At 63.4% G+C, this 24,281-nt stretch carries 23 protein-coding genes; 11 read left to right on the forward strand and 12 right to left on the reverse strand.

Annotation, left to right across the window (positions count from 1 at the left end):
• Nucleotides 1-12: 12 nt before the first annotated feature.
• Complete coding sequence (locus ACTHQS_RS07870; protein ID WP_440167575.1) at nt 13-1,200, reverse strand: restriction endonuclease subunit S; 1,188 nt, start codon at nt 1,198-1,200, stop codon at nt 13-15.
• Nucleotides 1,197-2,825 (reverse strand): type I restriction-modification system subunit M, encoded by a 1,629-nt coding sequence (locus ACTHQS_RS07875; protein ID WP_440167577.1) that lies wholly within the window; start codon nt 2,823-2,825, stop codon nt 1,197-1,199. Before ACTHQS_RS07875 ends, ACTHQS_RS07870 begins: the two co-directional genes overlap by 4 nt.
• 2,298 nt (nt 2,826-5,123) lie before the next feature.
• Here ACTHQS_RS07875 and ACTHQS_RS07880 point away from each other — a divergent pair.
• The 6 genes from ACTHQS_RS07880 to ACTHQS_RS07905 all read left to right on the forward strand — a co-directional run bounded on the left by ACTHQS_RS07880 (nt 5,124) and on the right by ACTHQS_RS07905 (nt 12,253).
• Entirely contained in the window at nt 5,124-5,663 is a 540-nt protein-coding gene (locus ACTHQS_RS07880) for a hypothetical protein (RefSeq protein ID WP_440167579.1), read from the forward strand.
• A 186-nt stretch (nt 5,664-5,849) separates the two neighbouring features.
• Nucleotides 5,850-6,509 carry a DUF4352 domain-containing protein gene (locus tag ACTHQS_RS07885; RefSeq protein ID WP_440167581.1) on the forward strand — a complete coding sequence of 220 codons (660 nt, stop codon included), beginning with the start codon at nt 5,850-5,852 and terminating at the stop codon, nt 6,507-6,509.
• A 186-nt stretch (nt 6,510-6,695) separates the two neighbouring features.
• The gene (locus ACTHQS_RS07890; RefSeq protein WP_440167583.1) at nt 6,696-7,970 is read left to right on the forward strand and encodes a hypothetical protein; all 1,275 of its coding nucleotides are present in this window, start codon (nt 6,696-6,698) and stop codon (nt 7,968-7,970) included.
• A gap of 50 nt (nt 7,971-8,020) precedes the next feature.
• A complete protein-coding gene (locus ACTHQS_RS07895) occupies nt 8,021-8,278 on the forward strand; it encodes a hypothetical protein (RefSeq protein WP_440167585.1) in 258 nt (85 codons plus the stop codon).
• Nucleotides 8,279-8,885: 607 nt separating this feature from the next.
• Entirely contained in the window at nt 8,886-10,265 is a 1,380-nt protein-coding gene (locus ACTHQS_RS07900) for a DUF262 domain-containing protein (RefSeq protein ID WP_440167586.1), read from the forward strand.
• Nucleotides 10,265-12,253 (forward strand): DUF262 domain-containing protein, encoded by a 1,989-nt coding sequence (locus ACTHQS_RS07905; protein WP_440168005.1) that lies wholly within the window; start codon nt 10,265-10,267, stop codon nt 12,251-12,253. Before ACTHQS_RS07900 ends, ACTHQS_RS07905 begins: the two co-directional genes overlap by 1 nt.
• Nucleotides 12,254-12,572: 319 nt before the next feature.
• Here ACTHQS_RS07905 and ACTHQS_RS07910 read toward each other — a convergent pair whose 3' ends face one another.
• Complete coding sequence (locus ACTHQS_RS07910) at nt 12,573-13,748, reverse strand: serine hydrolase domain-containing protein (protein WP_440167588.1); 1,176 nt, start codon at nt 13,746-13,748, stop codon at nt 12,573-12,575.
• Between the two features lie 200 nt (nt 13,749-13,948).
• Here ACTHQS_RS07910 and ACTHQS_RS07915 point away from each other — a divergent pair, with 200 nt between their 5' ends.
• Both ACTHQS_RS07915 and ACTHQS_RS07920 read left to right on the forward strand, forming a co-directional pair.
• Entirely contained in the window at nt 13,949-14,347 is a 399-nt protein-coding gene (locus tag ACTHQS_RS07915; RefSeq protein ID WP_440167590.1) for a DUF7793 family protein, read from the forward strand.
• A 300-nt stretch (nt 14,348-14,647) separates the two neighbouring features.
• A complete protein-coding gene (locus ACTHQS_RS07920; protein ID WP_440167592.1) occupies nt 14,648-15,193 on the forward strand; it encodes a hypothetical protein in 546 nt (181 codons plus the stop codon).
• 24 nt (nt 15,194-15,217) lie between these two features.
• On the opposite strand, the gene ACTHQS_RS07925 is transcribed toward ACTHQS_RS07920, so the two are convergent.
• The 3 genes from ACTHQS_RS07925 to ACTHQS_RS07935 are packed head-to-tail and all read right to left on the reverse strand — an operon-like array spanning nt 15,218 to nt 16,878.
• Nucleotides 15,218-15,772: a DUF3090 domain-containing protein gene (locus ACTHQS_RS07925; RefSeq protein ID WP_440167594.1), complete on the reverse strand. Its 555-nt coding sequence runs from the start codon at nt 15,770-15,772 to the stop codon at nt 15,218-15,220.
• 59 nt (nt 15,773-15,831) lie between these two features.
• The gene (locus ACTHQS_RS07930; RefSeq protein WP_440167595.1) at nt 15,832-16,317 is read right to left on the reverse strand and encodes a hypothetical protein; all 486 of its coding nucleotides are present in this window, start codon (nt 16,315-16,317) and stop codon (nt 15,832-15,834) included.
• A 42-nt stretch (nt 16,318-16,359) separates the two neighbouring features.
• Entirely contained in the window at nt 16,360-16,878 is a 519-nt protein-coding gene (locus ACTHQS_RS07935; RefSeq protein ID WP_440167597.1) for a DUF2087 domain-containing protein, read from the reverse strand.
• Nucleotides 16,879-17,146: 268 nt separating this feature from the next.
• Here ACTHQS_RS07935 and ACTHQS_RS07940 point away from each other — a divergent pair, with 268 nt between their 5' ends.
• The gene (locus tag ACTHQS_RS07940) at nt 17,147-17,932 is read left to right on the forward strand and encodes a nuclease-related domain-containing protein (protein ID WP_440167599.1); all 786 of its coding nucleotides are present in this window, start codon (nt 17,147-17,149) and stop codon (nt 17,930-17,932) included.
• 61 nt (nt 17,933-17,993) lie between these two features.
• Complete coding sequence (locus tag ACTHQS_RS07945) at nt 17,994-18,665, forward strand: hypothetical protein (protein ID WP_440167601.1); 672 nt, start codon at nt 17,994-17,996, stop codon at nt 18,663-18,665.
• Here the strand turns inward: ACTHQS_RS07945 and ACTHQS_RS07950 are convergent.
• From ACTHQS_RS07950 to ACTHQS_RS07970, 5 genes are read right to left on the reverse strand one after another with little or no spacing between them, the layout of a single operon-like run.
• Entirely contained in the window at nt 18,619-19,566 is a 948-nt protein-coding gene (locus ACTHQS_RS07950) for an alpha/beta fold hydrolase (RefSeq protein ID WP_440167603.1), read from the reverse strand. The genes ACTHQS_RS07945 and ACTHQS_RS07950 overlap by 47 nt on opposite strands.
• Nucleotides 19,567-19,589: 23 nt before the next feature.
• Nucleotides 19,590-20,495, reverse strand: a complete 906-nt coding sequence (locus tag ACTHQS_RS07955; RefSeq protein WP_440167605.1) for an HNH endonuclease — start codon at nt 20,493-20,495, stop codon at nt 19,590-19,592.
• A 42-nt stretch (nt 20,496-20,537) separates the two neighbouring features.
• Nucleotides 20,538-20,732, reverse strand: a complete 195-nt coding sequence (locus ACTHQS_RS07960) for a hypothetical protein (RefSeq protein WP_440167607.1) — start codon at nt 20,730-20,732, stop codon at nt 20,538-20,540.
• Nucleotides 20,729-21,259, reverse strand: a complete 531-nt coding sequence (locus tag ACTHQS_RS07965; protein WP_440167609.1) for a hypothetical protein — start codon at nt 21,257-21,259, stop codon at nt 20,729-20,731. Before ACTHQS_RS07965 ends, ACTHQS_RS07960 begins: the two co-directional genes overlap by 4 nt.
• A 58-nt stretch (nt 21,260-21,317) precedes the next feature.
• Entirely contained in the window at nt 21,318-22,166 is an 849-nt protein-coding gene (locus ACTHQS_RS07970) for a universal stress protein (protein WP_440167610.1), read from the reverse strand.
• 102 nt (nt 22,167-22,268) lie between these two features.
• Here ACTHQS_RS07970 and ACTHQS_RS07975 point away from each other — a divergent pair, with 102 nt between their 5' ends.
• Nucleotides 22,269-23,726, forward strand: coding sequence for a DUF5129 domain-containing protein (locus tag ACTHQS_RS07975; protein ID WP_440167612.1), 1,458 nt, complete (start codon nt 22,269-22,271; stop codon nt 23,724-23,726).
• Between the two features lie 174 nt (nt 23,727-23,900).
• On the opposite strand, the gene ACTHQS_RS07980 is transcribed toward ACTHQS_RS07975, so the two are convergent.
• Nucleotides 23,901-24,173: a YegP family protein gene (locus tag ACTHQS_RS07980; RefSeq protein WP_440167614.1), complete on the reverse strand. Its 273-nt coding sequence runs from the start codon at nt 24,171-24,173 to the stop codon at nt 23,901-23,903.
• Nucleotides 24,174-24,281: the final 108 nt, after the last annotated feature.

The following is a 24,281-nucleotide window of genomic DNA, read 5'->3' on the forward strand; positions in this document are numbered from 1 at the left end:
CGCGCTGCGCGTTCACACCACGGCGTTCTCCAGGACCTTCTCCGCGTCCTTTACCCGGAGCTTGCCCGACATGAGGTGGGGGAGGAGGGCATCGCGTGTTGCTGTAAGGGTCTCATTCTGCAGACGGAAATGGAGACCGCTCTTCCCCAGAGACGTGACCTTGTCAGTCAGCTCGTTGCCCATGAGTCTTGGATCCGCGATGTGTGTCGCCAGAAGGTCCGCCGGCCGCACGCGCTGATGGCTACCCGAGGTACCCGCTACCTTCGATTCAAGTTCAAATCCGAATGCCTCTTGCCGGAGTAGCGCCCAGAGAACGGTGGTGGTGGTGATTGAGGACTCGAGAACCAAGAACTCAGTCGACGAGAGCGCAGGAACCTCGGGAACTTCAGCGACATTCCACACACGGGGGAATCTGGGATTAAGCTTCGAAATCAGGACGGACGGCCTCTCGATCAGGAACTTCGAACTCTTGATGTCGAAGGGAGACGCGACCTCTGGCAATTGTCCTGCGTCATAAGCAGGAAGGCTGTAGTGTGCCACCTTCGGTACTTCCAATGTATTCGGCGAGACCGACTTTCGCTTATGAATAGCAATCTCGCCGAGAGGCACCGATGGCTCGAAAGTAGACACCAATGCGACCGCGAGTTCATTCGCTGCAGCCGCCAGTTTGGTATTTCCTGCAATTTTGTTGTCCAGGGCGCCGAGCACTTCCGCGATGGAGCGCTGCTCCGGGATGTCCGGAACGGTCAACTTGAGAGAGCGGATGTCGGCGAGGTTGATGTAGGCGGCCATGTCGGTATTGTTCATGCGGTCCCCAGCCTGCCGCCAGAACTCTGCGCTGCTGAACCAGTAACGCAGGAAACGTGGATCCACTACTTCCGCATTCAGTACCCGAAAAAAGCACAGCTGCGGGCTGTAGACGACTTGTTCCTTTGTGTCGGGTAAGACTGCAACCCGGCCAACTGTGCCCTTCGTCGTCAACAGGATGTCGCCCGGTTTGCCTGCCTTCGTTCCGATGGCCCTGGCGTAGTTCTCCGACACAAAATCCGGACCGGTGAAGGTGACAGCGTCTTCCAGAACATCGGCAACACGGATGATCCGGTAGCCCTGGTGAGCGTGCTCAGCCCGTTTGGTGCGATATCCGTCGCCTACTTGAAGGACACCTGCAGCCACGAGTTCTCCGATGCTGACGGAGCTCACGAGACCCTCCCCAACTGCTCGCGCACAACAGCTGCCAACCGCTCGGACTCCTCGAACTGCTCAAACAGTTCCTTCGACAGCCTGGCGATCTTCTCCTCGATCGGCTCGACGTCGTCCTCAGCATCAGCCGCGCCCACGTAACGCCCGGGCGTCAGCGCGTAGTCCGCTGCCTTGACCTCCGCAAGGCTGGCCGAATAGCAGAAGCCCGCTTCGTCGTCGTACGTCAGACCTGCCTCAACCGCCGAAGCGGTGCCGCGCCAGGAGTGGTAGGTGTTTGCGATCTTGGCGATGTCGTCATCGGACAGGGCACGCTCGGCACGGTCCACCATGTAGCCCAGGTTCCGGGCGTCGATAAAGAGCACCTGCCCGGTGCGGTCCACCGAGCCGCGCGGGCCGGCGGTCTTGTCCTTCGCGAAGAACCAAGTGCACACCGGGATGCCAGTGCTACGGAACAGCTGGGTGGGGAGTGCCACCATGCAGGAGACCAGATCGGCCTCCACCAGCTGGGCGCGGATCTCGCCCTCGCCGCCGGAGTTGGAGGACATGGAGCCGTTGGCCATGACCACGCCGGCGCTGCCGCCCGGCGCCAGCTTGGAGATGATGTGCTGGATCCACGCGTAGTTGGCGTTGCCGCCCGGCGGGACGCCGTACTTCCATCGGGGGTCGGACTCGGAGCGGGCCCAGTCCTTGATGTTGAACGGAGGGTTGGCCATGATGAAGTCCGCGCCGTTGTTCCCGGTCAGCTCCGGATGCTGGTCGCGGGCGAAGGTGTCGCCCCAGCGGGAAGCCAGGTTGGCGTTGAGGCCGTGGATGGCCAAGTTCATCTTCGCCATCCGCCAAGTGCGCTCGTTAAGCTCCTGGCCGTACACGGAGATGTCGGAGCCCTCCAGATGGTGCGCGGCCAGGAACTTTTCGGCTTGGACGAACATGCCACCCGAACCGCAGCACGGGTCGTACACGCGCCCGCGGTGCGGTTCCAGCACTTCTACCAGCACCCGGACCACACCGGCCGGGGTGTAGAACTCGCCGCCGCGCTTGCCCTCAGCCTTGGCGAACTTCTCCAGGAAGTACTCGTACACCTCGCCCAGCAGGTCGCGAGCCTTGCTGGCGCCCTGGCCGGTGAAACGGGCCGAGTTGAACAGGTCCAGCAGTTCGCCCAGGCGGCGCTGGTCCACGTTGTCCCGGTTGTAGATCTTGGGGAGCGTGGCGGCCAGGGACTTGTTGTCGGTCATGATGAGCTCCATTGCTTCATCAATCAGCAGTCCGATGGACTTCGGTGCCGCACCGTCCACAGAGTCCAGGCCCTTGGCGTTCTCCGCCAGGTACGTCCAGCGCGCCCGGGGCGACACCCAGAACACGCCGCGGCCGGTGTACTCGTCCACGTCGTCGATCAGCTGGGCGATTTGCTCCTCGTTGAGCCCCTCCGCCTCCAGCTCGGCCTGGATCTGCCCCCGCCGCTCCTCGAAAGCGTCCGACACATACTTCAGGAACACCAGCCCCAGGATTACGTCCTTGTACTGCGACGCGTCCATTGAGCCGCGGAGCTTGTCCGCCGCCTTCCAGAGTGTGTCCTTGAGTTCCTTCATGGTGGACGGGGCGAGGTCCATCTTCACTTTTGGGGGCATTACTTAGTTCCTTCTTCTGGTCCGGCGGGGTCTTGGGGTGTGTCAGGGTGAGGCTTCCGCCCGCTACGCCGTCCGTAAACAGGGTAGCGAGTTCTTCCAGTTGTTTGAGTCGTTCCCGGGCGCGTGCCTGCTCGTGTTGCAGCGTTTCCAGCGCTGTGGCGAGCGGCTGGCGCTGGCGGTCAGGACTCCGGCGCAGCTGCCAGGCCCGCCAGTTCTTGTCCGCCGGCGGCCGTGCGTTGATGTCCGCAGCCACGACGTCCGGCACCAAGCCGCTGGGGTCACCGCGGTCTATCCTCAGGACCCGGGCAGGGAAGACGACGACGGCGCCGCCCTCCGCGTCGACCATTGCGGCGGGACGCGGACTGGTACAGAAGACGACGTCGCCCGGTTCGGTAAGGCGCCCGGCGGGGTACTTGGCGGCAAAGTCCAGCAGGGTGATGAAGCGGGGCCGCGAGTTGTGTGGATCCATCAGTTCCTCGCGGCCGAGGACTCTGCTGCCGGCGTGGCCGTTGGTGTCTTCGGCCTGCACGCGGATGCCTTTGACGTACTTCAGGTTTCTGGCGGTGAGAAGGTCCTGAATCGTAGCTGCGGGGATCCCGTCGCGGGCGCCGCTGGCTTCGAGGGCCGGCAGCAGGGGCCCGGATGTGGGGGAGGACAGGGCCTGGAGCAGTTCCTCGATCCGGAGTGCGGCCTCGGCGCCGGGTGCCGTCGTCGGACTTTTCGCAGCCGGTCCCTTCACCAGCGAACCGTGCCGGGCCAACAGGATGCGGGTCTGCACTAGCCGCGCGAAGCGGAAGGAATGGGCCCGGATGGTGGCCCTGTCACCCATGGAGGCGGCAATGTCGCTGATCAAGTCCTGGCTAACATCAAGCGTCAGGGCGGTGGTGCTGACGTCGGCAACCATGGTCCAGCGGTCCGCGATGGGAACGTCCGCATATGACGGCCCCAGCACCCATAGCGCTTGGGGCTCGCGGGGCTTGGCACGCAACAGTCCCGGCTGCAACCGGACGATGGCCCGGACCCGGCCCGAGCGCAGGAGATCCGAGCGGAGGTTGCCCGTCTCTCCGGAGAGCGCGTCACAGAGAACCCGGGCCGGGGCAATGACGACGCCTCTCTGCGAGTCGTCCATTTGCAGGACGATGTTTTCGATGCCGGACAGGATGCCGGTTGTATTCAGGGACGGGGCGCCCGGGGCAGGATACTGTGCCACGTGCACTGCGGGACCGCTGACCGCGAAGGCTCCTTTGGAGTCGATCTTCACCGGGGCGTTGTCCGTGCCGTGAACTGCCAGGCGCCTGCGGGCCAGCCGTGATGCGCCGCCGTCGTGGTCTGCTGCCAGGAGGGTGGCCGCGGCTGATTCTCCAGCCTGCTGGGTGATGCTGAGCATCACGTCGCTTCCGCCCGGCGTCGAGTCGACGTAGATGGGCCTGCCGTCCAGTGTGGGGGCCAGTTCCATGGCTGCCGCGCCAACAAGCCTGAGTCCAGCGTCTGTGAGTGCAGTGTCCGACTGTTCACGGAGGCCTTCCCTGAACCGGTGGGCCAGCAGCTTCTCGAAGGCTGCGGGGGCACTGAAAGCGCTGTCCGCGAGCCTGTCTGCGAAATTGGCAAGCCCTGGAAGGGCGGAACCAAGTGCCTCGAGCTCGCCATAGAGGAAAACGTCGTCGGGGTCTGCTTCGTCAGCGGCGTCCAAAAGCTGGGCGGCACCCATGGGGCCCAGGCTCTGTCCGCTGATCACCTTCAGCGCAAGCAGCGAGGTGAGCCCATCGAAGGTCTGCCGGCTGTCCCGGGGAGGTTCCGATTCAGGGGAGGTGGGTCGGGCAAAAACGGCGACGTCGTTCCCCGCCTCGGGATTGTTCCCGCGCCCGGTTGCATGGAGCCACGCGCTGATTTCCCCAGCATCGAACTGCTCAACGCCGTTGAGTTGTCCCTTCGCAGCGGGAAACGGCAGCGCCCCGCCGCTGCTTCGCTTGCGCCACATGGAGACCACCGGGCGCTGCACCTGTGCCAGGGCGGCGACGTCGGACAGCGACATGCGCAGCGCCGTACCGGTTGCTTCCATTACTGCCCCAATCAGTCGTGATCGTTGCATCAGCCTAGCGGCCAGGACCGACACGCCACTTTGATGGCTGATAAGGGGCGTTATCAGCCTTGAAGCGGCAATGAGCGTCCGCCTGGCCGTACGTTCGTTCTGCAGCCACGAAGGAGTCTTCCGGAGCTGCGGCGGCGGCGGGAAACCGCACATTGGGGGAGCAGGATCCCGCCGCCGTTTAGCGGTCATCCACGAACAAAGGAAGAGCCATGGCCAACCATCAAACCACTCCATGTCCAGGGTCCTATGAGGCGTTTATCGAGGAAGTCTTCACTGATCCCGCAAGCGGCCAGGCTGCTCCGGCAGCGAAGCCCCGGCGGAAGAAGCGCATCCTGGTGGCGGGCGCCGCCGTTGTACTCTTCGCCGGCGGGGTGGCCGCCGGAACGGTGCTGCCCGACCCGACGGCAAGCCCGGCCTACAAGTCCCTCGCCGGGGAAAAGTCCACTGTTGAGAGGGAACGCGACGAGGCCCTGACCAGCTACGCCGCCGTGAAGGGCAAGTACGACACCCTGCAGAACGGCATCACGGGGCGTGAATCCACGGTCTCGGCCCGGGAAGCCGAAGTATCCAAGGCCGATGCTGCCGTGAAGGCAGCCGAGGCGGCCGTAAAGAAGCGTGAGGACGCGGTAACCGGAGCCGAAAAGACCAAAGCCGCCAACACCGCGGCTGACGGTACCTGGACTGTGGGTTCCGACATCGAGCCCGGCACGTACCGGGCGGCTGCTGCCGTCGGTTCCAGCTGCTACTAAGGCATCTACCAGTCCGGCACGAACGGCAGCAAGATCATCGAAAACGACATCCCCGGCGGCGGGCGGCCCGTCGTCACGCTCTCCCCAGGCCAGGACTTCAACTCAACCCGCTGTGGCAAATGGGAAAAACAGTAGCCACTGCTACTCCGCAGCACCGTCCAATCGCATCACTTGAAAGGCACCACCATGACCAACCAAAACTTTGCCCCTGTCCCGCCGGCCGCCCAGACGCCGGCAGCCCGACCGTTCTACAAGAAGAAGCGCTTCGTTGTCCCCGCAGGCGTCCTCCTGGTGGGAATTCTCATGGGCTCCTGCTCGGGCGGAAGCAAGCAGGCTGCCGACTCCAGCCCGATCGCCTCGGCCACATCGTCCGTCGAAGCGACTGCGCCGGCTGCCGCCGCTCCTGCCGCCCCGGCGGCGGCAGCACCGCCGTCGTCCACTCCTGCCGCTCCGGCGGCCCCTGCCGTGGGCGTTCCATTCGCGGTGAAGATGCGCGACGGCAACGTCGCCAGGATCACTATCGTGTCCGCCGCACGCACCGACTCAGTCACCACCGGCGCGTTCGCTACTCCACCCAAGAACGGCACCTACCTGCTCCTGGACGTGCTCTGGGAAACGGAATCCGGCAAGACAAGCTCCAACCCGCTCTATTTGTCGGCGAAGGATGGCAACGGGCGTAAGGCAGACATGAGCATGTTTGCCGACAACCAGTTGGGCTCGGGCGAGGTGCTTCCCGGGAACAAGGCGCGGGGCAACGTCGCCTTCGACATTGCCCCGGGTGCCGCCACCGTCCTGATTTCTGATCCGCTGCTGCAGGAGGCGGCGCGTATTCAGATTCCGGGATAAGCTCACTTCCGCCTGTGTGCTCTACTGGCGCGGGCCGGTGCAGCGTGGCGAGCAATTTCTTGCCGCCGCATGCGGGACACTGATGACTGCGCGGCAGGGGAGTCTCACCTCCTCTGCCGCGAATTGAATTGCAGCGTTGATAAAGGGCTCAGAGTTGAGCCTGTGGTTTAGAGGGGGACAACTTAAATGACTGAGAGCGATGCTGTCACGCTGGAGACCCAGTTGGATGACGAGGAAGCAAACGCAGACATCGCGAAGGCGGTCAGTGCCCGTCACTCAATTGCGCGCAAGTACGTCATGCGGATTCGGCGCCGGCGTCCGGAGGCAACCCCCGCAGAAGTAATCAGGCTGCTCGAACGTCACTACAGCACGTCAATTACGGCTGCAGGAGCCGCCATCACTGCGGGATCGATCGCAGCTGAAGTTGGAATTGCCCTCATTCCTGGCGGGGGAGTCGCTGCCGCCGGTATCAAGACTGCAGGCAAGCAGGCCGCCAAGAAGACCGTGCAGGTAACCGCCAAGGAAGCGGCTAAGGTGGCCGCGAAGAACATGGCCATGGGCGCGGCGAAAAGCGGCGCCAACCGGATCGCTGCACTGCTCCCTGCCGGGGATCAGCAGCTCCAATTCGAGCTCACAGCGATCTACGGTCTGGCCCTCGCCGACATCCACGGGAAGGCCCTTGACCAGGACCAGGCCCACGCGTTGGTCTACGGGCTGACCAATGAGCGGGTAAGCCAGGAGCAAATTGCCATCATGGCCAAGGACGTCGCGGAGACATCCCCCGACGGTGTCGTGGGCGTTGGCCACAAATTTGCCGCCGCCAGCGGGGACTGGTCCCACTGGGCAACTACCCTGGCTGATACCCTGCCCAGCGGGGCCGCGCAAAGCCTCGTCCGGACTATGCAGACGGGTCAGCTGGACACCGTGCGGGAGACCTTGAACGGAAAACATCAGACGGCGATCGAATACGGCGTGGGTGCGTTGACTGGCGGCGTGAGCCGTTTTGTGTTTGGCCGGGACGTCGTGGAGTCCGCCCGTAAAGCATTCCCTGAGGCTCCGGCGGAGTTCCCGGTCCACCTTGCCCTGCAGATCGAATTGTCCGACGCCGAGGACCAGGAGTCCGAACCCAACCGGGCGCTTGCAGCCTTGGAGGATGCCGCGAAGTCCACGGGAAGCTGGATCACTGGGACGGCCAGCACAGTTGGAGAAGGGGTGGCAACCGGTGCCTCCGCCGTGAGCTCAGGAGTGGCGACCGCCGCCGCGGCTGTGTCCCGCCCGTTCCGTGCTGTTGACGTCGACGGCGATGGTATCCCGGATGAACCGCAGGCCCTCGCCGCGGTGAAGGGCCTTGGAGGTGCGCTGGCTGGAGCCACGGGCGCGGCGGGTGGAAAAGTCGCTGGTTTGTTCAAGTCGCGGAAGCGAGACGCGGCAGACACCCCAGAGAGTGCGTCCCAGGAATGAATCCGGACGCTCGTTGTGCCGAACTGGCCGCCGCCATGGAAGCCGGCTTTATGAAGAACCACTACACAGGAGAGCACTGCCACAGCCTTGCCGACGCCTACATGGCTTCTTTGGCCGCGAGTTCCCTGCCTGAGGACGTAGAGGCGCGCAAGGAATACGACGACCTCGTTGCGTGGTCCCTGAATACCAACGCGTCGCCGGGAGAAGTCGTGAGGACGTTCAACTACATCCGTGTCAAGGCGGTTCGAGTTGCTATGAAAGTTGCCCAGAGGCGCGGCGAGGTCGGCCAGCACGAGTTCCTTTCTTAGGCACGGGGCCGCAACAGTACCTACTCGGACAATTTGGGCCGCACACAGGCGGCACCACTGAAGTTCAGCCGTGACGGCCTCCGCGAGCCCCGCAAACTTTCAAATGAACGGGACGTGATTGCGCTGCTTTCAAGCTCAGGTCCCGGCAAGATCGGGCCCCTTCTGGTGGAAGATCTTCCAACTGGGCCCGCAGCTCACAGGCGTTGTGAGTGGACAACCCAATTGATCTTTGGGACAACCTAACTGGTCTGTGAGATTTGGAGCTAGTTGGTTTCTTTCGGTGCAAGTTGGAGTAATTCTCATCTAGTTGAGCTGTCATGAAGAGCGCGGCCTGCGCGGTATCGCGCAGGCCGCGCTTTGGTGACATTGATTTAGCGCTCCCGCAAGGAGCTGGTCCAGCGTCATTTGCGGGTTGCGTGTAGCCCGAAAAGTGGCGACGGCTTTGTGCTCGTCATCCTTCTTGTTCTAACAATGCCAATGTATTCGTGCGTCCCACAGGACACACGCTCTAGTTCGACGCGCGAAGCACTGTGTAGTGCAGCTAGTTGCTTATAGTCTCAATGATCGGGCTGCTGGTAGGTTGCCCAATTTGCGAAAGGGGTGTCGTGTGGCTATTGATCGCGAGAAGGGCGTCAGAGTTGTCACCGTTGGTGAGCTGTTAGATGAAGGACTGACTATCCCGTCCTATCAAAGGCCCTACAGCTGGGAGCCTGCCACTGCGCTCCAACTTTTCGACGACATCCGTGAGGCATTCATGGCAGAAAAAGCTTTGCCAAATGCGGACCAGACCCGATGGCCTTCATATGTGCTCGGCGCCGTTATCCTCCATAGGGACAACGAGAATGTTCAGATCCACGTTGTCGACGGCCAGCAGCGTCTCTTGACCCTGAAAGTATTGCTGGATCTACTTGATGAGGCGAGCGAAGGCCATATCGAGGTCCTGCCGATCGAGCACGAGGACCCAGCCGCTCGTGTAGTTCTAGTCAGGAAGGAGTTGGCCCGTCGTGTCAAAAACATGGAGGAGCCAACTAGAGCTCTTGCTGACTTCATCCGTGGCAACTGCGAAATCATTCGAGTGGAGACGGATGACGCGGACGAGGCTTTTCGGGTTTTCGACTCACAGAACTATCGGGGCAAGTCTCTGCTGCCACACGATTTACTGAAGGCATACCATCTGCGCGAGATGAGCGACGAGTCTGACGCTATGCGAGAAGCCCTCGTCGAGGGTTGGCAGGATGTCCCCGATGCAGAGCTCGACCGGCTCTTTTCAACGTATCTTTGGCGTATCAAGCGGTGGACGCGTGGACTTTCCGCACCAACTTTCTCAACGCGACACATCGACTCCTTTAAGGGCTTGACACCCAAATCGGCAAACACGCCCGCCGCGCGCTACCACCTCGCTGCTCAAACCGCCGTGCCTATGCTCGGGGCCTGGGTTGAGCACTCCGATGAAGCGAGCCGGATGACCAACCGAACGCGCTTCCAAATCGACGCACCTGTGGTCGCAGGACGGTCCTTCTTCGAGATGGTTACGTTCATGTTGGCAGAATTACGAAGACTCCGCGAAGAGGGCTTCGATGAACAGGACGGGAACGAGGGCAAAGAAAAGTCTTGGGGCCAGTTCGCCTCCACGGACGACGGCTTTCGCGAGCTCCCATCGCGAGCAAGGTATCGATACGTTTCCGAGCTTTACCTGGCAGCACTGCTCTACTACACAAACAGATTCGGCGACGTCGAGATTCGCGAGGCAAAGAGCCGGTTGTTCACGTGGGCCTACACCCTTCGGACGAGCTACCAGCGGCTTCAGCTAGTCACCGTGAACAATCACGCCAGTTCTTTAGAAAACAGTGCATCAGCTTTCGTTCTTCTTCGTAGTGCTGAGACCTCGACCGAACTTCGGCGGTTACGCGTCGAGGTCAAAGGACGAGACGACATGCCAAAGCATGAGCAGGATTTGATGCGCCTCTTGGATCGGTTGGCCGGTTGATGATCGAAAAATTAGCAGCAAATTTGTTTACGGTCGGCGAGCTTTTTGATGAGGTGAAAACGCACTACGAGATTCCAATTTATCAGCGCAACTACGCCTGGGGCGTTGAGCAAATCGAGCAACTCATTGATGACGTGTGGGCGGCAGCACAGGCGGAAGCTGACGATTACTTCTTAGGTAATTTGATAGTGGCCCGGAAGCCTCCCGGCCTCAGGAGGGATGGCGTGACCTTCGAGGTTGTTGATGGTCAGCAACGACTGACAACCCTGTTGATGCTATTGACGCACCTCGGAGTCGCTCCGAAGGCGCAACTCACGTATCAATCTCGGAGGAACGCGACCCAAGCGCTGACGCGCCTCACGACTTCGGACGATGACGAAGGTGCCGGCATCCACCTGGGCTTTCAGGTGATCAAGTCGCGCATGGCGAAGTTCAGGACCCCCGAAGAACGAGACACTTTTCAGAGATTCCTAGAGGATAACGTGCAGCTCGTGCGAGCGATTCTCCCTGTACAGACCGACTTGAATAAGTACTTCGAGATTATGAACACCCGTGGCCAGCAGCTGGAGCAGGTCGACATTATCAAGGCGCGTCTGATGAGTTACCTGCGCAACGAGGCGGGGGAGGTCGAGGACGATAGGGCTTGCCTTGCCTGGGTCTGGGACGCCTGCGCTGAGATGAACTCGTACATCCAAATGGCGCTGACTCCAAGCAACACGGACTTGCGAGACGAAATTTTTAGTCCGAGATGGGACCGCCTTACGGTTTCGACATTCGATGACCTGATCCTCAAGCGGCCGCAGGTTCACGCCCGGAGCGGCGTGAGCCGGAGTGCGGGCGTGAGCTTGGGCGAAGCGCTCCGGCTCTACGCCAGAACCCCTGCGGAGCCAACCGAGGAAGACTCCGAAAGTCGCCGGTTCGAGTCGCCCATCAAGTTCCCAACTCTGCTCCTTCACGCGCTAAAAGTTCTGAGGGAGACGGACGGCGAGGACGACGTCGATGGCCACCTCGACGACGGCAAGTTGATCAAGCTTTTCGAAAGCGATTTCAAACCTCTCTCCGAGAGTCAGCGGTCGGACCGGGTCAAGCGGTTCATCGAGGTTCTCCTGCGATGCAAGTTCGTGCTGGACAATTACGTTCTCAAGCGTGAGTTCACGGCAACCAACGCTGACGACGGCGCCTGGTCTCTTAAACGCCTGACCCGGGGAGAGTCACCGTCCCAAAAAGGCAAACGGACTACGGTCAATGCGCGCTTTCCCAACGCCTTCTCGCCCTACAGGGCGGAGTGGGAAGACACCCCCGTTGACGATGCAACGCGCGACGTGCTGCTGCTCCAATCAATGTTCCGAGTCACCTACACCTCCCCGCGGACAATGCACTGGATTACGAGAATCCTACGCGAACCGATCATCGGCCTGACGCAGCAGGACGCGGCTCAATCGATCCTCGCCGTCTTAAGGACGCACGCGCGCCAGAAGGTGCAGCAAGCATTCTTTGTCGGGTCCCAGCCAGCCGGGTTCAATATTGAGCGGATCGTGTTCACCTACCTTGACTACCTCTTGGCAACGGAGGGTGCCGGTCCTGCCTCCCCGGCCGACCCCAGCTTCACTTTCGTGTACCGGAACTCCGTAGAGCACTTCTTCCCTCAGTATGCCAACCGAGACGATGACGGCTGGGAACTGGTGACGCCTGATGATAAGGAGCTCCACATGTTCGGAAACCTCGCGCTAGTCAGTGTCAGCACGAACTCCAAATTCAGCAACAACTTGCCCCCCTACAAGGCGAACAAGACAGAGATCGTCAGGCAGAGCACCAAACTTCAACTAATGTCGGACTTGGTCAAGAGCGGAACCACATGGGACAGAAAGGCGATTCGCCAGCACGACCGGGCAATGGTGAACGTGCTCCGCGAGGATCTGCGAGAGGCTGGCTACGATGTTGACATCCACTCTGCGGGGATCCTTGACGAGGCCGTCCTAGCGGATTGACCCGTTTCGGGTCTCGCAGTCGCAGGAGGCTCAATGACAGCGGCGGCACGAAGAAATGTACCTCTGAGCTGCCAGGTTGTGACTCCACGTCACCTCTCGATTTCGCCAACTAGGTTAGTAGGCCAGCATCGGCAGTAGTCCACTAAAACCGCGGAACCATGGGGGTCCGCATTTGGCGCTTTCCGCCAAATAAGCTTGGGTCTCACATCCTCCACGATCCCCCCGGATCTTCTGTGAGCAGCAAGGGACTCTGCACACCGAGTGCAGAGTCCCTTGTGCTTTGGTGAGAGGACAGGATCAATGGACGGGAGGTGCTTTTTCAGCCGACTGGCTTGCAGATGTGGTCCAGGGCCTCATTAAGGGTGGACTCGATCCGGCCGTTCAGGTAGTTGCGCTTGTCCGGGGTGGAGGGGTCCTCGAACTCCGTGGGCATCGGTGGCGTTGTCACCGTCATCGCAGCCTGATACCGCCCGTCTCCGCTGCTGACCGCTACAGTCTGGTAATCCCAGAACGAGCCCCGGCCCTCGTGCCGGGAGTCTTTCGAGCATCCGTCCCCGTGCTCCCACACCCCCAGTCCATACGGGCGAAAGCCGGTGCTGGTCTTCATCTCCCGCAGGGACGATGCAGAAACCGCCCGTCCCTGGAAGATTCCGGCCATGAGGAGGTTCAAGTCCTCCATGGTCGATACAGCGCCGCCTGCCGGGTTGCCCACTGCGAACGTATTGTCTGTGGTGTCGACGCGTTCACCGCGCAGTGTCACGTAGCCGTGCAAAAGTCCGGGTTCCTGGAGGTCAACGTGGTCCAAGCTGGTGTTCTTCAAACCCAGAGGGCCGAAGACCTCCTCCTGCATGACCTGAACGAAGGGTTTGTGCCGCAACGTTTGGATGAGGAGGCCGAGTGCGAGGTAGTTCGTGTTCGAGTACTTGAATGACCCCACATCTGCAGAGGTCCACGGCAGGGTACCCGCCAGCTCCAAGCCACGCTCCATGGTGAGCGTCTGGCGGAGGGCCGGGCGGAAGTCGACGTCTTGTGGCAGGGCATCGTTGACCTCGGGCATCCCGGATGTGTGGCTGAGCAGCTGCCTGACGGTGATCGGACCTGGGGGCTTGAGGGTGGACGAGAACCCGGGGATGACGTCATTGACGGGATCGTCCAGGCCGATCAGGTGGTCGTCGACGAGTTTGAGCACAGCCACCGCCGTCATGGTCTTCGTGACGCTGGCGACCTCTGTCCGGTCCGTGGGCTGCGCTGGCGTTTTGGTCTCAAGATCACGGACGCCGTAGGCCTTCGACCACTCGCCCTCAGGCCAGCGGATCTGAACAACGGTGGCCACCGCGCCCTCATCCAGGAACAGCTGGACCTGATTTTCCAGGGAAGCGAAGGGGCTCGGAGAGCTTGATGACGGTGCGGGCTCATCGGTGGAATAAGTGCAGCCCGACACAAGGAGGACGACTGCGAAGGCGGCCCGCCTCCAACCGCGATCTTTCGTGCTCATTGCCGCATCCGCTCGGGACGAGATGACACATTTTTGGCCGCCTGCGACGCCACATCCGGCCAGACCTGCCGCGGCTCCGCCGACCCAGCACCTCAATCTTACGGCTGGCACTCGGGGGCGAGGAAGCCTTCTGCTGCTGCAAAGGCGACGCCGTTCAGCTACCGTCAAGGACGGGCGGGATTTTCATGAAAGGTGACAACATGAGCAAGGTGGACATCAAAGGCAAAGGAACAATGGAGTTGTCCGGCGGTGTCCTTCACCTGACCTGGAAGCGGGGGACCTACATAGGCATCGACGTAGCCAACGCCGCCCTCGCCGCCATCACCACCTTGGCCCAGGGCACCAGGCTGCCGATGCTGGTCGAGATCCAGGGCGTGACCCACTCCGCCGCCGCTCGAAAAGTCTTCCCTGACCAGTCCAGCATTTCGCGTATGGCATTGCTCGGTTCTTCTCCCGTTGATCGCGTCATCGCCATGTTCCGCCTGCCCCTGGCGCCCGCCGGATTCCCGATCAGGTATTTCACTTCCCGCGACAAGGCAATGGCGTGGCTGCTCGAGGACTCAGAGGAGGCAGCCACGGAGCTGGGCAACGCCGAGTAGCCGTCATTCTCATCAGGTCCGGGATCGGGCCGGCGGCGGTTTGGGGGGCTGCATCCGGTCTCGGGATGCTGCTGCCGCCGGCCCTGGTCCCAGGTTCAGAACCTGCCCCAGCAGCAGGATCCTGGCCCCAACGATAGAACCCGTCCCTAAACTGCAACCCATCATGGGCACAAGGTTCGCTCAAGAGTTGCCCCGGCATACAACCGGTTCTCCGGGTTATGCAGACCATCGGCCATCGGCTCCCAAGACCCTCCGGGTCGAACCATAGCTGCGGGAAAACTCTGCCCCTAGGATGACGCCATGAGGAAGTGGGGCGGGATGCATCCCGCGCTCCGGGCGGTGCTGGTTGGCGCGGCGGCCTGCGCCGTTATCCTGGCGGCAGGTCTCATCGCCGGGGAGAGCCTCGAAGACGCCATCGCCAACGCCGTCTTCTACGCCCTGATGATCGGTGGCGGCGTGTTCTTCCTGACGAAGCGGTTCCCGACGGCCGCCGAGAAGCTGGATGAACACGGCACCTTGGTCATCTTCCTGCGATTCCCTGGTTCACCGCCGGGCTCGTTGAGCAGCATCTGGCGGATGGGGATCGCGCGGCCCGGCGCCGAACGGATCGATTTCCAGCCGATCGTGGACGACACCTTGATCCCCAATGGCCGCAGCAAGGCTCTCACCGGGCTTGGGGCTGCGGCGATCCCGACACGGAAGACTGACCGCCACGACCATCAACAGGACGTGCCGTTGGACTTCCAGATCCTCACCCTGGACTCAGACGATGGCGTCATTGAAATCGCAGCCAGCCGGGCTACCCTCCAGAAGATCGAGCGCGCCGTCGGATCGGCTTCCTCATAGCCTTCGGCTGGTTGAGCTCCGCAATCACTCCTCGGGAGGCGTGCAGACATGCCCTTCGGCGTCCACTGGATATCCGCACAGCGGGCATAGTGGACGCCCGGCGCCCACCACCTCACGCGTGCGCTTGGTGAATGCCCGGGCGGTGCCCACCGGCATCCGCACCAACAGCATTTCCGGTGCCTCAGCACCGCCCTGGTCAAAGGATTCGTCGTCTGAATCAGCATCGTCATCGCCGATGGGGTAAGCCTCTATCACCACCTGCGCCGTCGCAGGGTCCCAGCCCAGCCCCATGGCGCCGGTCCGAAACTGCTCCTCAACGGCCTCAAGCGGATCGTTGTCAACCAACTCGATGGGAGTCCCGGTGGGAACGCTGAAGGGGTTGCCCTCAAGGGTGATGAGCTGGTCCAGAATCTCGTCGATCTTCTCTGCGAGCAGAGCCGATTGCTGTTTTTCCAGGGCAATACTCACGATTTGTGCGCCTGCGCGCACCTGCAGGTAGAAGGTGCGCGCCCCCGGGACACCAACGGTGCCGATGACGACTCGATCGGGCCACGCAAACTCGTGAACAAGTGTAGGCATGTCAGTATTTTAGGTGAGGTGTGGCCTGCGGCGTGGTGCGCCCTGCCGGGCCGTGGAGTTCATGGAGCCCGCAAATGGGCCAACAGCAGTCCGATGGGGATGCTGACGCCCATCACCACCAGCAGGGCCCGGTAACCCCATAAAGCCCAACGGGGCTGTGCCCCCGGGCCGCGGACAGTCTGGAACATCAGTGCAAGCGAAGCAACCAGCAGGCCGCCACCGGCATCAACAACCCACGGGTTACCGATCAACGTCCCGCCAATGACTGCTGCGGAGGCGCTGTTCCACGCCACCAGCTCCGCTACGACTTTCCAGCCGGTAAAGCGTTGCGGCGCCAGGAAGTATTGGCCTGCGCCCAAGGCGCCCTGGGCCACTCCTCCGACGAGCACCAGGTACGCAGCTGCCCACGATCCATGCTCAAGATGGAGCGGACCGGTTACTGCCGCAACCAACCCGCCTCCCACAACACATACCAGCGCCACAGCGCCGAAAGCCATGGTCCCCTTCGTAACGCCTCCCGGCGCCACACGTGACGAGTCGCTCATGCGCTCCAAGCTACTGCACTTCGTCAAAGGGCAAGGCGCCGGCTAGTCCATCAGCGAGTAAGAAGAGCCCGTGGGGGTCCGCTGCAGCAGGCCGAAGTCGATCATGTAGCGGCGCAGCAGCACAACGTCGTCGGTATAGCTGAGCAGCCGCTCGTTGACCTGCCTCTCCGTGAGCTTTTCGCCAGGCTCGATGACCTCGTTGGCGATCCGCGCCAGCAGGGCCCGCCGCTCGGCCACGTTCGCTGGATATCGTTCAATCCGCCCAAGCCGCATGAACCTGTCCAGCCCAGTCTGCGGCTGGCGGCGCGGCTGCTGGGCCAGCAGGTCGCGGAATATCGAGTCCGCTGCCACCAGCTCACCCGATGCCTGCTGTTCCACCAGCCCGGACTCAAGCAGGGCTGCGAGGGCCCGGTTCCGCCGCTGCTGCTTCACGTCGGGCAGGACGTCGCCAGGAGCGGCTCCCAGCACGATCTGCGCGTAAGCCGTCCTGGCATCACCATTGCCCAGTGTTGCCAGCACCCGCCGCCAATGCGGGCCGTTCATTCCCGTGCCTCCGGCCATGTCGGTTGTCTCCTCTGCCGCTGACTTACACCCAGGCCTTGGGGTGTGCCGGAAGATCCTAGCCCTGATGCTCTGGCCAGTGAAAGGGTTGTTGACTCGGAAACTGCACGCTTTCCGCAGGATCCCCCAAGGATTCCGGAAGGATCCGGGCGCTGGGGGCCGGCAGGCTGCGAGCCATCAACAATGCCCTTAGGCTCGTGCTGCAAGAGCACAATATTGGGGGAAACATCAATGATCGCTGAGTCAGCACCAGCACATTTAGGGACACGTGTTCCAGGCCAAGGCCGTTATCGAGGAACTGCTGGCCCGGCAAAGGCTGGCGGGCCCGCGCTCCACCCTCCAGAGGATCTTTGGAGTCAACCCGCTCACTCCGGAAAGTTCGCCCTGGTACAAAGGTGCTCTCGGCGAGATCGCCGTGGAGAGGATTTTGGCAAACCTGGGTCCGGAGTGGCTTGTACTCCATGCCGTCCCGGTAGGGACTGGTTCCTCGGATATCGACCATGTCCTGGTAGGACCTGCCGGAGTCTTCACCGTCAACACAAAGAACCACTCCGGCCAGCCAGTCTGGGTGGCGGGCCGGACACTCATGGTTGCGGGGACGAAGACCCGGCACCTCTACAACGCGGCGCACGAAGCAGCGCGCGCCTCAAAACTGCTGACCGCCGCGGCGCGCTATCCGGTCAAGGTGACAGGCGTCGTCGTCATTGTTGACCCGAAGAGCCTGACCATCAAGGCGCGGCCCGAGCAGGTGGGGGTGGTCACCGAAGCCCGACTGCTGCGCTGGTTGCAGGGGTTCAGGCCGGTGCTCAGCCGGGAGGAAGTGGCCCGCATCTCCGCAGCCGCCGTTCAGCCAGGAACGTGGCACAGGCGCCCGGCTCCCCAAGGTGACCAGTTGGGGCTGCAACGGAACTTTGACGCCCTGCGGCACCTCGTGGACCAAGCACGACGGCGACGGGCAGCCTGGGTGCTGAGCGTACCGGTAGTGGTCTTCCTGGCATTGACGAACGGGGCACACCTTGGCGCCGCCATCCTCCAGGGACTGGGCGGGCGCTGACGGGTTCCCACGGGACATTCGGCCCTGGAATCAGGCAGGACGTCGTTGCCAGACTGGGCGGATGCGATCCGGCATGCGATTGGTCCCTGTCCTGGTGGTTGCGGCTGTCATCTATGTCCGCTGGGTTCGCCCATGGCAGCTCACCTGGGGTGCAACGCCGGAGGAGGTTTCCAGGCAGCTGCCCGGCGATGACCTCGTGCCGAAACCAACCTTCAATGCCACCAGGGCCATCACCATCACCGCGCCGCCGGAGAGAATTTGGCCATGGCTGGTGCAGGCCGGAGTGACCCGCGGCGGCTGGTACAGCTATGACCTCCTCGATAACCTCGGCCGGCCAAGCGCACGCCGCATCATCCCGGAGCTGCAGAACCTGGCGGTGGGCGACATCGTGCCGATGAGTCCCGACGGCAAACACGGCATCCCGGTCCGCGCGATGGAACCTCCCCGGTCCATGGTCTGGGGCACGCCGGGGGACACCAGCTGGACGTGGCAGCTTGACCCCGCCGGCGCGGGCTCAACGCGGCTTATCAGCCGCATCCGCTCGCGGTACCGGTGGTTCTCACCGGCCATTGCCTTCTCTGCTCTCGTCGAGTTTGGTGACATCTGGATGATGCGCAGGATGCTGCTCAATATCCGCGAGCGTGCGGAAACTGTGCCGCAACAGGGCGGCGGGCCCGGGGGACCGGTTACGCGTTCCCGTCCTTGGCATAGAGGGCAAGGAGATCGCGGCTGAACTCGTGCGGGGATGTTTCGCACGGACTGTGCCCGCCCCTGTATACCCCTATCCGTGCGCGGATTGCCTGGGCAAACAGCCGGTGCAGCTGGAGCGGCCACAGGTCATGTTCGCCCACGGCCACGAATTTGGGAAGCGGCGCCTCCGCCAATTGGGCCCGAAGGTCGGGAACGCTTTGCATCAGGGTGTAGATATCGCGGACGGAAGCGCGGCGGGTGAAGCGGAAGCGGTAGTTGACGAACCGCTGGCGTCCTGGCGGTACGTGTGCCACCCTGCCGCTCCGGATCCCCCAAATCAGCAGGGCTGCTCCGGCCCGGCCGTTCACCCACGTGCTGAAGCGGCCGATGCGGCTCACGCCGCGGAAGCTCTGGCCAGGTTCCGGCGGGCACCCAAGGAACGTGATGGACCGGAACAGTTCGGGCCGCTGCGCGTAAGCGAGCTGGGCGATGATGCCCGCGAAGGAATAGGCCACAACGTGGGCGGGGGTGGCTGTGGTTTCCAGGACGGCCAGGAAGTCGTCCACGAACAGCTGGTAGTCATAATGCTTCCTGGGCGGCACCAGGTTCTCCGGCCCGGCGCCGGCTGACTGGTACTGGCCCGCCAGATCATAGGCCAGCGGGTAGTAGCCGGCCCCGGCGAGGTCCGGCATCATAAGCGAAAAATCCTCTTTCGACCCCGTGGCACCGGGAACCAGGACGACGCAGGGGTCATCCGGATTGCCCAGCGCCAAGGCGGCCAGCTTCCCGCTGGGAACGTCGATGGTGAACTGCACGGCGCCCGGTGGCGGGACCGACCAATCGACGTCGCCCAACCCGGCATCCAGCAGGGCGGCCGCATCCACGCGGGCAGAACCGAACTCCTCGGGGTCAACCCCGTACTCTTTCCGGCCCGGCTCCGCCATGGTCCCAAGATAGTCCAACAACCCTACATCTGGCCGCCATCGAGGATCCGCCGCGCATCCTCCTGCGCCCGGAGTGCCACGTCCGTGACCACCTCACCCTTCATATGGCCGCCCCCGGAGATGATGCTCCGGAGTTCGGTTACGGTCAGTGGCGGGCTGGCGCTGTGCGCCACGGCATGGCAGTTGTGGCAGAGCGGAACGAGGTCTGCAATGGGGTCAAGCTGGTAAGGGCCGTCAAGCATCGATGGGGGAGCCAGATGGTGGACGCCCATCACCCCCGTCCCGGCTGCACCGTAGGCGGACTCGAAAGAGAAGCCGCAGGCGGCGCAGGAGGTGCCATGGAACGCCAGGCAAGCCCGGCGCGCATCGGCATCCCGCTCGTAGCGGTTTACCTGCATGGTGCTGACGGCCTCCGGCGGAATGGTTCCGCCCGCCACCCCCGAAGGGTCCGCCGTGGAGGGCCCGTGGTCCCGCCACAGCCGGCGCAGTACAGGCACGGACGACGGCGGCAGGGTCACCAGGGACGCGCCCTTGACCCTGGTACGCAGGTCATTGGGGAGGGCCCCGGCCAGGATGCCGGGACGGATCTGCTCGCCGAGCGGCAGGAGTGAATCCAAAGCCAGCGCGAAGAACCAGCCAGCGGGGGCGGCGTCCGCGCGGGCGGCAGCCTGGTACGGCTCGGACGTCACGAACCCGTGGCCGATCAGGCCGCTGGCGGCGTCGGTCCCGCCCTCCAGGAGGAGCCATGCCTCGGTCCCCGGGCTGACGTCAGGATAAAAGTCTGTGCCCCAACGGTCCAGGAACGTGCCGGACCGGGCCACCAGCGCGACGGCGGCACCGTAGTTCCAGCGGCGCAGCAGCTGTGTGTCGCAGCCGAGAATTACTGCATGTCCACCGAACCCCAGACCACCAAAGGGTTGTCCACTCAAACCCGCCACGCGCCGTCGACCCCCAAACCCAGGCAAGGGGACTTAGATCGGTTCCTTGGCCAGCGCCTTGGTCTTTGCGGGCGTCTCGCGTCCCAGGCGTTCATCAAGCGTGACGCGCAACCGCGCGGCGGCAACCTGGACACGGTGCTCGGCCGGGGTGGCCTTTTTCTGGACGGGCTTGCCGGCGCTGTTCCGCGGAGCATGGACAAAACGGTGTTCAGGCGACGTTGCGCTCATGGTCCAACCTCCTTGGTACTGTCTTCATCCGTCACTCCATTCTCGCCTAAGTCGTGGCGGTCGTCCACGAAGGCCGGCTCCTGCCCGGAACCGGCGTCGGCCTCAGCCTCGTCCCCGTTCTCGTCGCCGGACACGCTCTTCCAGGCAATGTCGAACAGCTCGAGCTCCTCGTTGCGTGCCAGTTCGCTCCTGGCCAGGACTTCCAGCGTCGCCAACCCAAGCGCCTTGGTCCCTTCATCGGGATCCAGCGCCCGGTCCAGCGCCCACTGGGTCCGGCGCCACCATTCCGCTCGGCTGTCCGCCTCGGTCTTTTGCTGCAGGGCGTTGGCATCGGCTTCGCGGTTTTGTTCCAGTGCGGTTTTGTCCGCGGCGGTGCGCTGCTTCAGGGTGCGCCAGTTGATGTAGAAGGCCAGCAGGGCAGCGATGAGGACAGCCAGGGGTCCCAGCCCGGCCAGGATGACCCACCAGTCCGCCGGTCCGGAATGGACCACGACGTCCAGCGGGCCGGGGGAGGGAACAGGGGTCATCGGACCAGCTTAGGCGGGGGCCCGTTCGGCAGCCGGCTGACACTCGCAGCCCGTTGCATCAGCCGCCATGCCGTGAAATGAGGACCGGCCCGCGGGCGTGGTGCAAAACCGCGTGGGCGGTGGACCCGAGGGTCTCCCTGAGGATGCCGCGGCCCTGGGAGCCCACCACGACAATTCGGGCTTCTTCAGCGGCTTTGAGGATGGCGTGCGGGACCGAGCTGTCCGTGAGCACTGCACCGTCAATGCGAAGAGCGGGCGCCGCGTCAGCTGCGCGCTTCAGGGCTGACGCCAGGATGTCCTCGTCCTGGGCCGCGTCCTGTCCTTCCGGCAGCTGATAGCCGGCGGGCTGGTGCCGGACGTGGACCACCCGGAGGGGTGCCTGCCACGCCGACGCCAGGGCGCACGCATCGTCCAGTGCTGCGGGGGAACCTGAGGCATCGACGGCGGCGACGACGGGCCCGTCCGGATGGAGTTCCTGCCGGATCACGGCAACAGGGCAGGTGGCCGTGGCTGCCAGTTCCAGGCTCACGGAGCCCACGAGGAGGCCAAGGAAGCCGCCCAGCCCGCGGCTGCCCACCACGAGCATCCGTTCACCGGTGGAGATCCCGGCCAGGAGCTGTGCAGGCAGTCCATGGAGCAGGGTGCTCCTGATCTGAAGCCCGGGTACTTCCGCGGCCGCCAGCGCCACCCCGTCCTCGAGGATGGACCTGGCCGACTGTTCAAGGCCGCTGCCTGACACGCCTGGAACCGGACCAAGGTGCCGGGTCAGCAGCGGCCATAGCGAACAGTGCACCACATGGAGGGGGCAGTTGGTTGCCTGCGCGTGGCGGGCCGCCCAGCGGATGGCGGCCGCAGCCTCATCAGAGCCGTCAAAGGCCGCCACAATGGATCCTGAATTCTGCGTCATGTCACAGCGCTCCTGATCATCACGATCCCCACCGGCGGGACCTTCGGCCCTTTGGCGGCCTGCTCCTTGGTTTCATGCTGATTCTAGACAGTGGGGAGGGACATGGGCAGCATAGCGGGCCGGATCGCCGTGATGGTGCTCGCTTTGGCCGCCTTGCTGGTGGGGGTTGCGGCGCCAGGCATCGCTGTGGCACCGGTCGCTGTCATTGTGGAGGACACGGCAGGGGTGCTGGACCGGAACACCCTGGTTCCCGCCGTCGAACGAATCCAGTTCTATGAGCCCACCCGCGTTGCCGTCTTCACCTATAACGGCAAGCCGGAGGACAACCTCAATGAAGAGGTCCTGAAGTTCGCACGGTCCAGGCATCCGGAGTGGATCAGCCCCGACGGGCAGAAATGGGCTGACGGATTGTTCATCTTCGCGCTCGATCCGGTGGGCCGGCATGTGGGGACGTACATGGGGGAGGACCGGAAAGTATCGCTGGAGCAGCGCAGCGACATCCAGGACGCGTCCAAGGACCTGTTCCGTGACGCTCAGTGGACCGACGGCACCGTGGCCGGCATCCGCCGCGGCGCAGAGCTCATCAACCAGCCCTGGTACCGGTCCGCAGCTTTCCTGGTCACCGCGTGGGTCACCGCGGGAATCGCGGCCCTGGGCGCGGCCGCATGGCTGATTGTCCGCACCGTGACCAGGACGGGGTGCCGCCGGCAGATCGAACGCGGCGACCGCAGCTACTCCAACGTCAGTATGGACCTGGACGTCACGGAACTGAATGCCGGCACCATCCCCGAATCCTCCCGCTACGGCAGCCAGGTCCTGGAGAAACACCGAACCTTCCTCAGCCGGTACGCCGCCGTTACGGAGCTGTCCAATCAGGTGCACGCGTTGGGCGGGCGGGCATTGAGCAGCCGGAAGAACCTCAAGCTTGCCCGGAAGTTCGCCGACAGCGCCGCCGAGCTGGATGCGCTGGATGACGTCATCGCGGACAGCAATGCTTTACTGAACCGCGCTGACACTTGGCCCACTGCCTGGGACCGGCAGCTGGCGCCTTTCCGCAAGGACCTGGCCGGACTGGAACAGCTCCTTGCCAAACGCCACGGGCAGGGGGACTCGGCCACGGCGACGGCGTTGCGGTCCTTCCGGGACGAAAGCCTGCGGGAGATCGAGCGGTGGACCGCTGAACTGGCCGACCGGCGGATCACGCCGGAAGAGGCGCTTGACCGGCTCTATGCGGCACGTTCGCGGCTCTCGGAGCTGCTGGAGAACCATGCCGAAACAGTCATCCAGGGATTCGCCAGGAATGACCGCGAAGCACGCCTGATGCGCGAACAGATGGAAACGGCCCACGGGGGCATGGACCACCACAGGCAGCGCACCTACGAACCGAGCATCCTGGGCACGGTGTACCCGTCCTACACGTTCTTCTCCGTGGCCACCTTCAACTCCGGCTTCAATACCGGGGTCAGCAGCGTCAACTCGGCCAGGGGCGGCGGCAGCACCACCGGGTATGGCAGCAGCGGTGGCAGCTTTTCCGGTTCCGGCAGTTCTTCCGGCTTCTAGTACAACAAGACCTGCGCAGTGCCGCCGCACGCCCCCAAGGGTGCCACGCACACAGGAGCCGCCCGCACACAGGAGTGGGGCCCGTCGTTGGACGGGCCCCACTCCTTCAATGTGTGCGCGGACTATACGCCTATGGCACGGCGGGTGCCGCCGCCGAACCGACGTGGCCCGGCTTTATGCGGCTCCAACGGAGTTGAGCCTCCGGGCCCTGCGACGGACGGCGTAGCGCAGGTGCGGTGGGGAAGCGAGGAGAACGCCTTGCGGAGGCGGCGCCACGTCCTGGATTAAGCCGGTGCCTGCGCATTCACGTACCTCTTCGATGGCGGCGGCCGCCGCATGCTTGTCGGTGAACTGCCCGGAAACAGCCAGCACATGTCCGCCGGGCATCACAAGCCGGAACCGAATCTGTGCATCATCATCGACAAACAGTTCGAACGTACCTGCCATAAGCCTTGTTCTCCTCAATCATCCTGCCTCCGGTGAGGCGCGCGGTGCCCGGATCCGGCACAGCAAAAACCCAAGGCGCACAACCCCAGCGTGGTGCACCTTTCGACC

It is taken from the genome of Arthrobacter sp. SAFR-044, assembly GCF_051965175.1.
Classification (GTDB): domain Bacteria; phylum Actinomycetota; class Actinomycetes; order Actinomycetales; family Micrococcaceae; genus Arthrobacter.

Bases quoted from the DNA above. Each gene is read 5' to 3' on its own strand.
- ACTHQS_RS07965 (WP_440167609.1), bottom strand. From the start codon at position 21,259: ATGACCCCTGTTCCCTCCCCCGGCCCGCTGGACGTCGTGGTCCATTCC.
- ACTHQS_RS07925 (WP_440167594.1), bottom strand. From the start codon at position 15,772: ATGCCTACACTTGTTCACGAGTTTGCGTGGCCCGATCGAGTCGTCATC.
- ACTHQS_RS07915 (WP_440167590.1), top strand. From the start codon at position 13,949: ATGAGCAAGGTGGACATCAAAGGCAAAGGAACAATGGAGTTGTCCGGC.
- ACTHQS_RS07880 (WP_440167579.1), top strand. From the start codon at position 5,124: ATGGCCAACCATCAAACCACTCCATGTCCAGGGTCCTATGAGGCGTTT.
- ACTHQS_RS07960 (WP_440167607.1), bottom strand. From the start codon at position 20,732: ATGAGCGCAACGTCGCCTGAACACCGTTTTGTCCATGCTCCGCGGAAC.
- ACTHQS_RS07950 (WP_440167603.1), bottom strand. From the start codon at position 19,566: ATGGCGGAGCCGGGCCGGAAAGAGTACGGGGTTGACCCCGAGGAGTTC.
- ACTHQS_RS07905 (WP_440168005.1), top strand. From the start codon at position 10,265: ATGATCGAAAAATTAGCAGCAAATTTGTTTACGGTCGGCGAGCTTTTT.
- ACTHQS_RS07895 (WP_440167585.1), top strand. From the start codon at position 8,021: ATGAAGAACCACTACACAGGAGAGCACTGCCACAGCCTTGCCGACGCC.
- ACTHQS_RS07975 (WP_440167612.1), top strand. From the start codon at position 22,269: ATGGGCAGCATAGCGGGCCGGATCGCCGTGATGGTGCTCGCTTTGGCC.
- ACTHQS_RS07890 (WP_440167583.1), top strand. From the start codon at position 6,696: ATGACTGAGAGCGATGCTGTCACGCTGGAGACCCAGTTGGATGACGAG.
- ACTHQS_RS07945 (WP_440167601.1), top strand. From the start codon at position 17,994: ATGCGATCCGGCATGCGATTGGTCCCTGTCCTGGTGGTTGCGGCTGTC.
- ACTHQS_RS07930 (WP_440167595.1), bottom strand. From the start codon at position 16,317: ATGAGCGACTCGTCACGTGTGGCGCCGGGAGGCGTTACGAAGGGGACC.
- ACTHQS_RS07875 (WP_440167577.1), bottom strand. From the start codon at position 2,825: ATGCCCCCAAAAGTGAAGATGGACCTCGCCCCGTCCACCATGAAGGAA.
- ACTHQS_RS07910 (WP_440167588.1), bottom strand. From the start codon at position 13,748: ATGAGCACGAAAGATCGCGGTTGGAGGCGGGCCGCCTTCGCAGTCGTC.
- ACTHQS_RS07885 (WP_440167581.1), top strand. From the start codon at position 5,850: ATGACCAACCAAAACTTTGCCCCTGTCCCGCCGGCCGCCCAGACGCCG.
- ACTHQS_RS07935 (WP_440167597.1), bottom strand. From the start codon at position 16,878: ATGGCCGGAGGCACGGGAATGAACGGCCCGCATTGGCGGCGGGTGCTG.
- ACTHQS_RS07970 (WP_440167610.1), bottom strand. From the start codon at position 22,166: ATGACGCAGAATTCAGGATCCATTGTGGCGGCCTTTGACGGCTCTGAT.
- ACTHQS_RS07920 (WP_440167592.1), top strand. From the start codon at position 14,648: ATGAGGAAGTGGGGCGGGATGCATCCCGCGCTCCGGGCGGTGCTGGTT.
- ACTHQS_RS07980 (WP_440167614.1), bottom strand. From the start codon at position 24,173: ATGGCAGGTACGTTCGAACTGTTTGTCGATGATGATGCACAGATTCGG.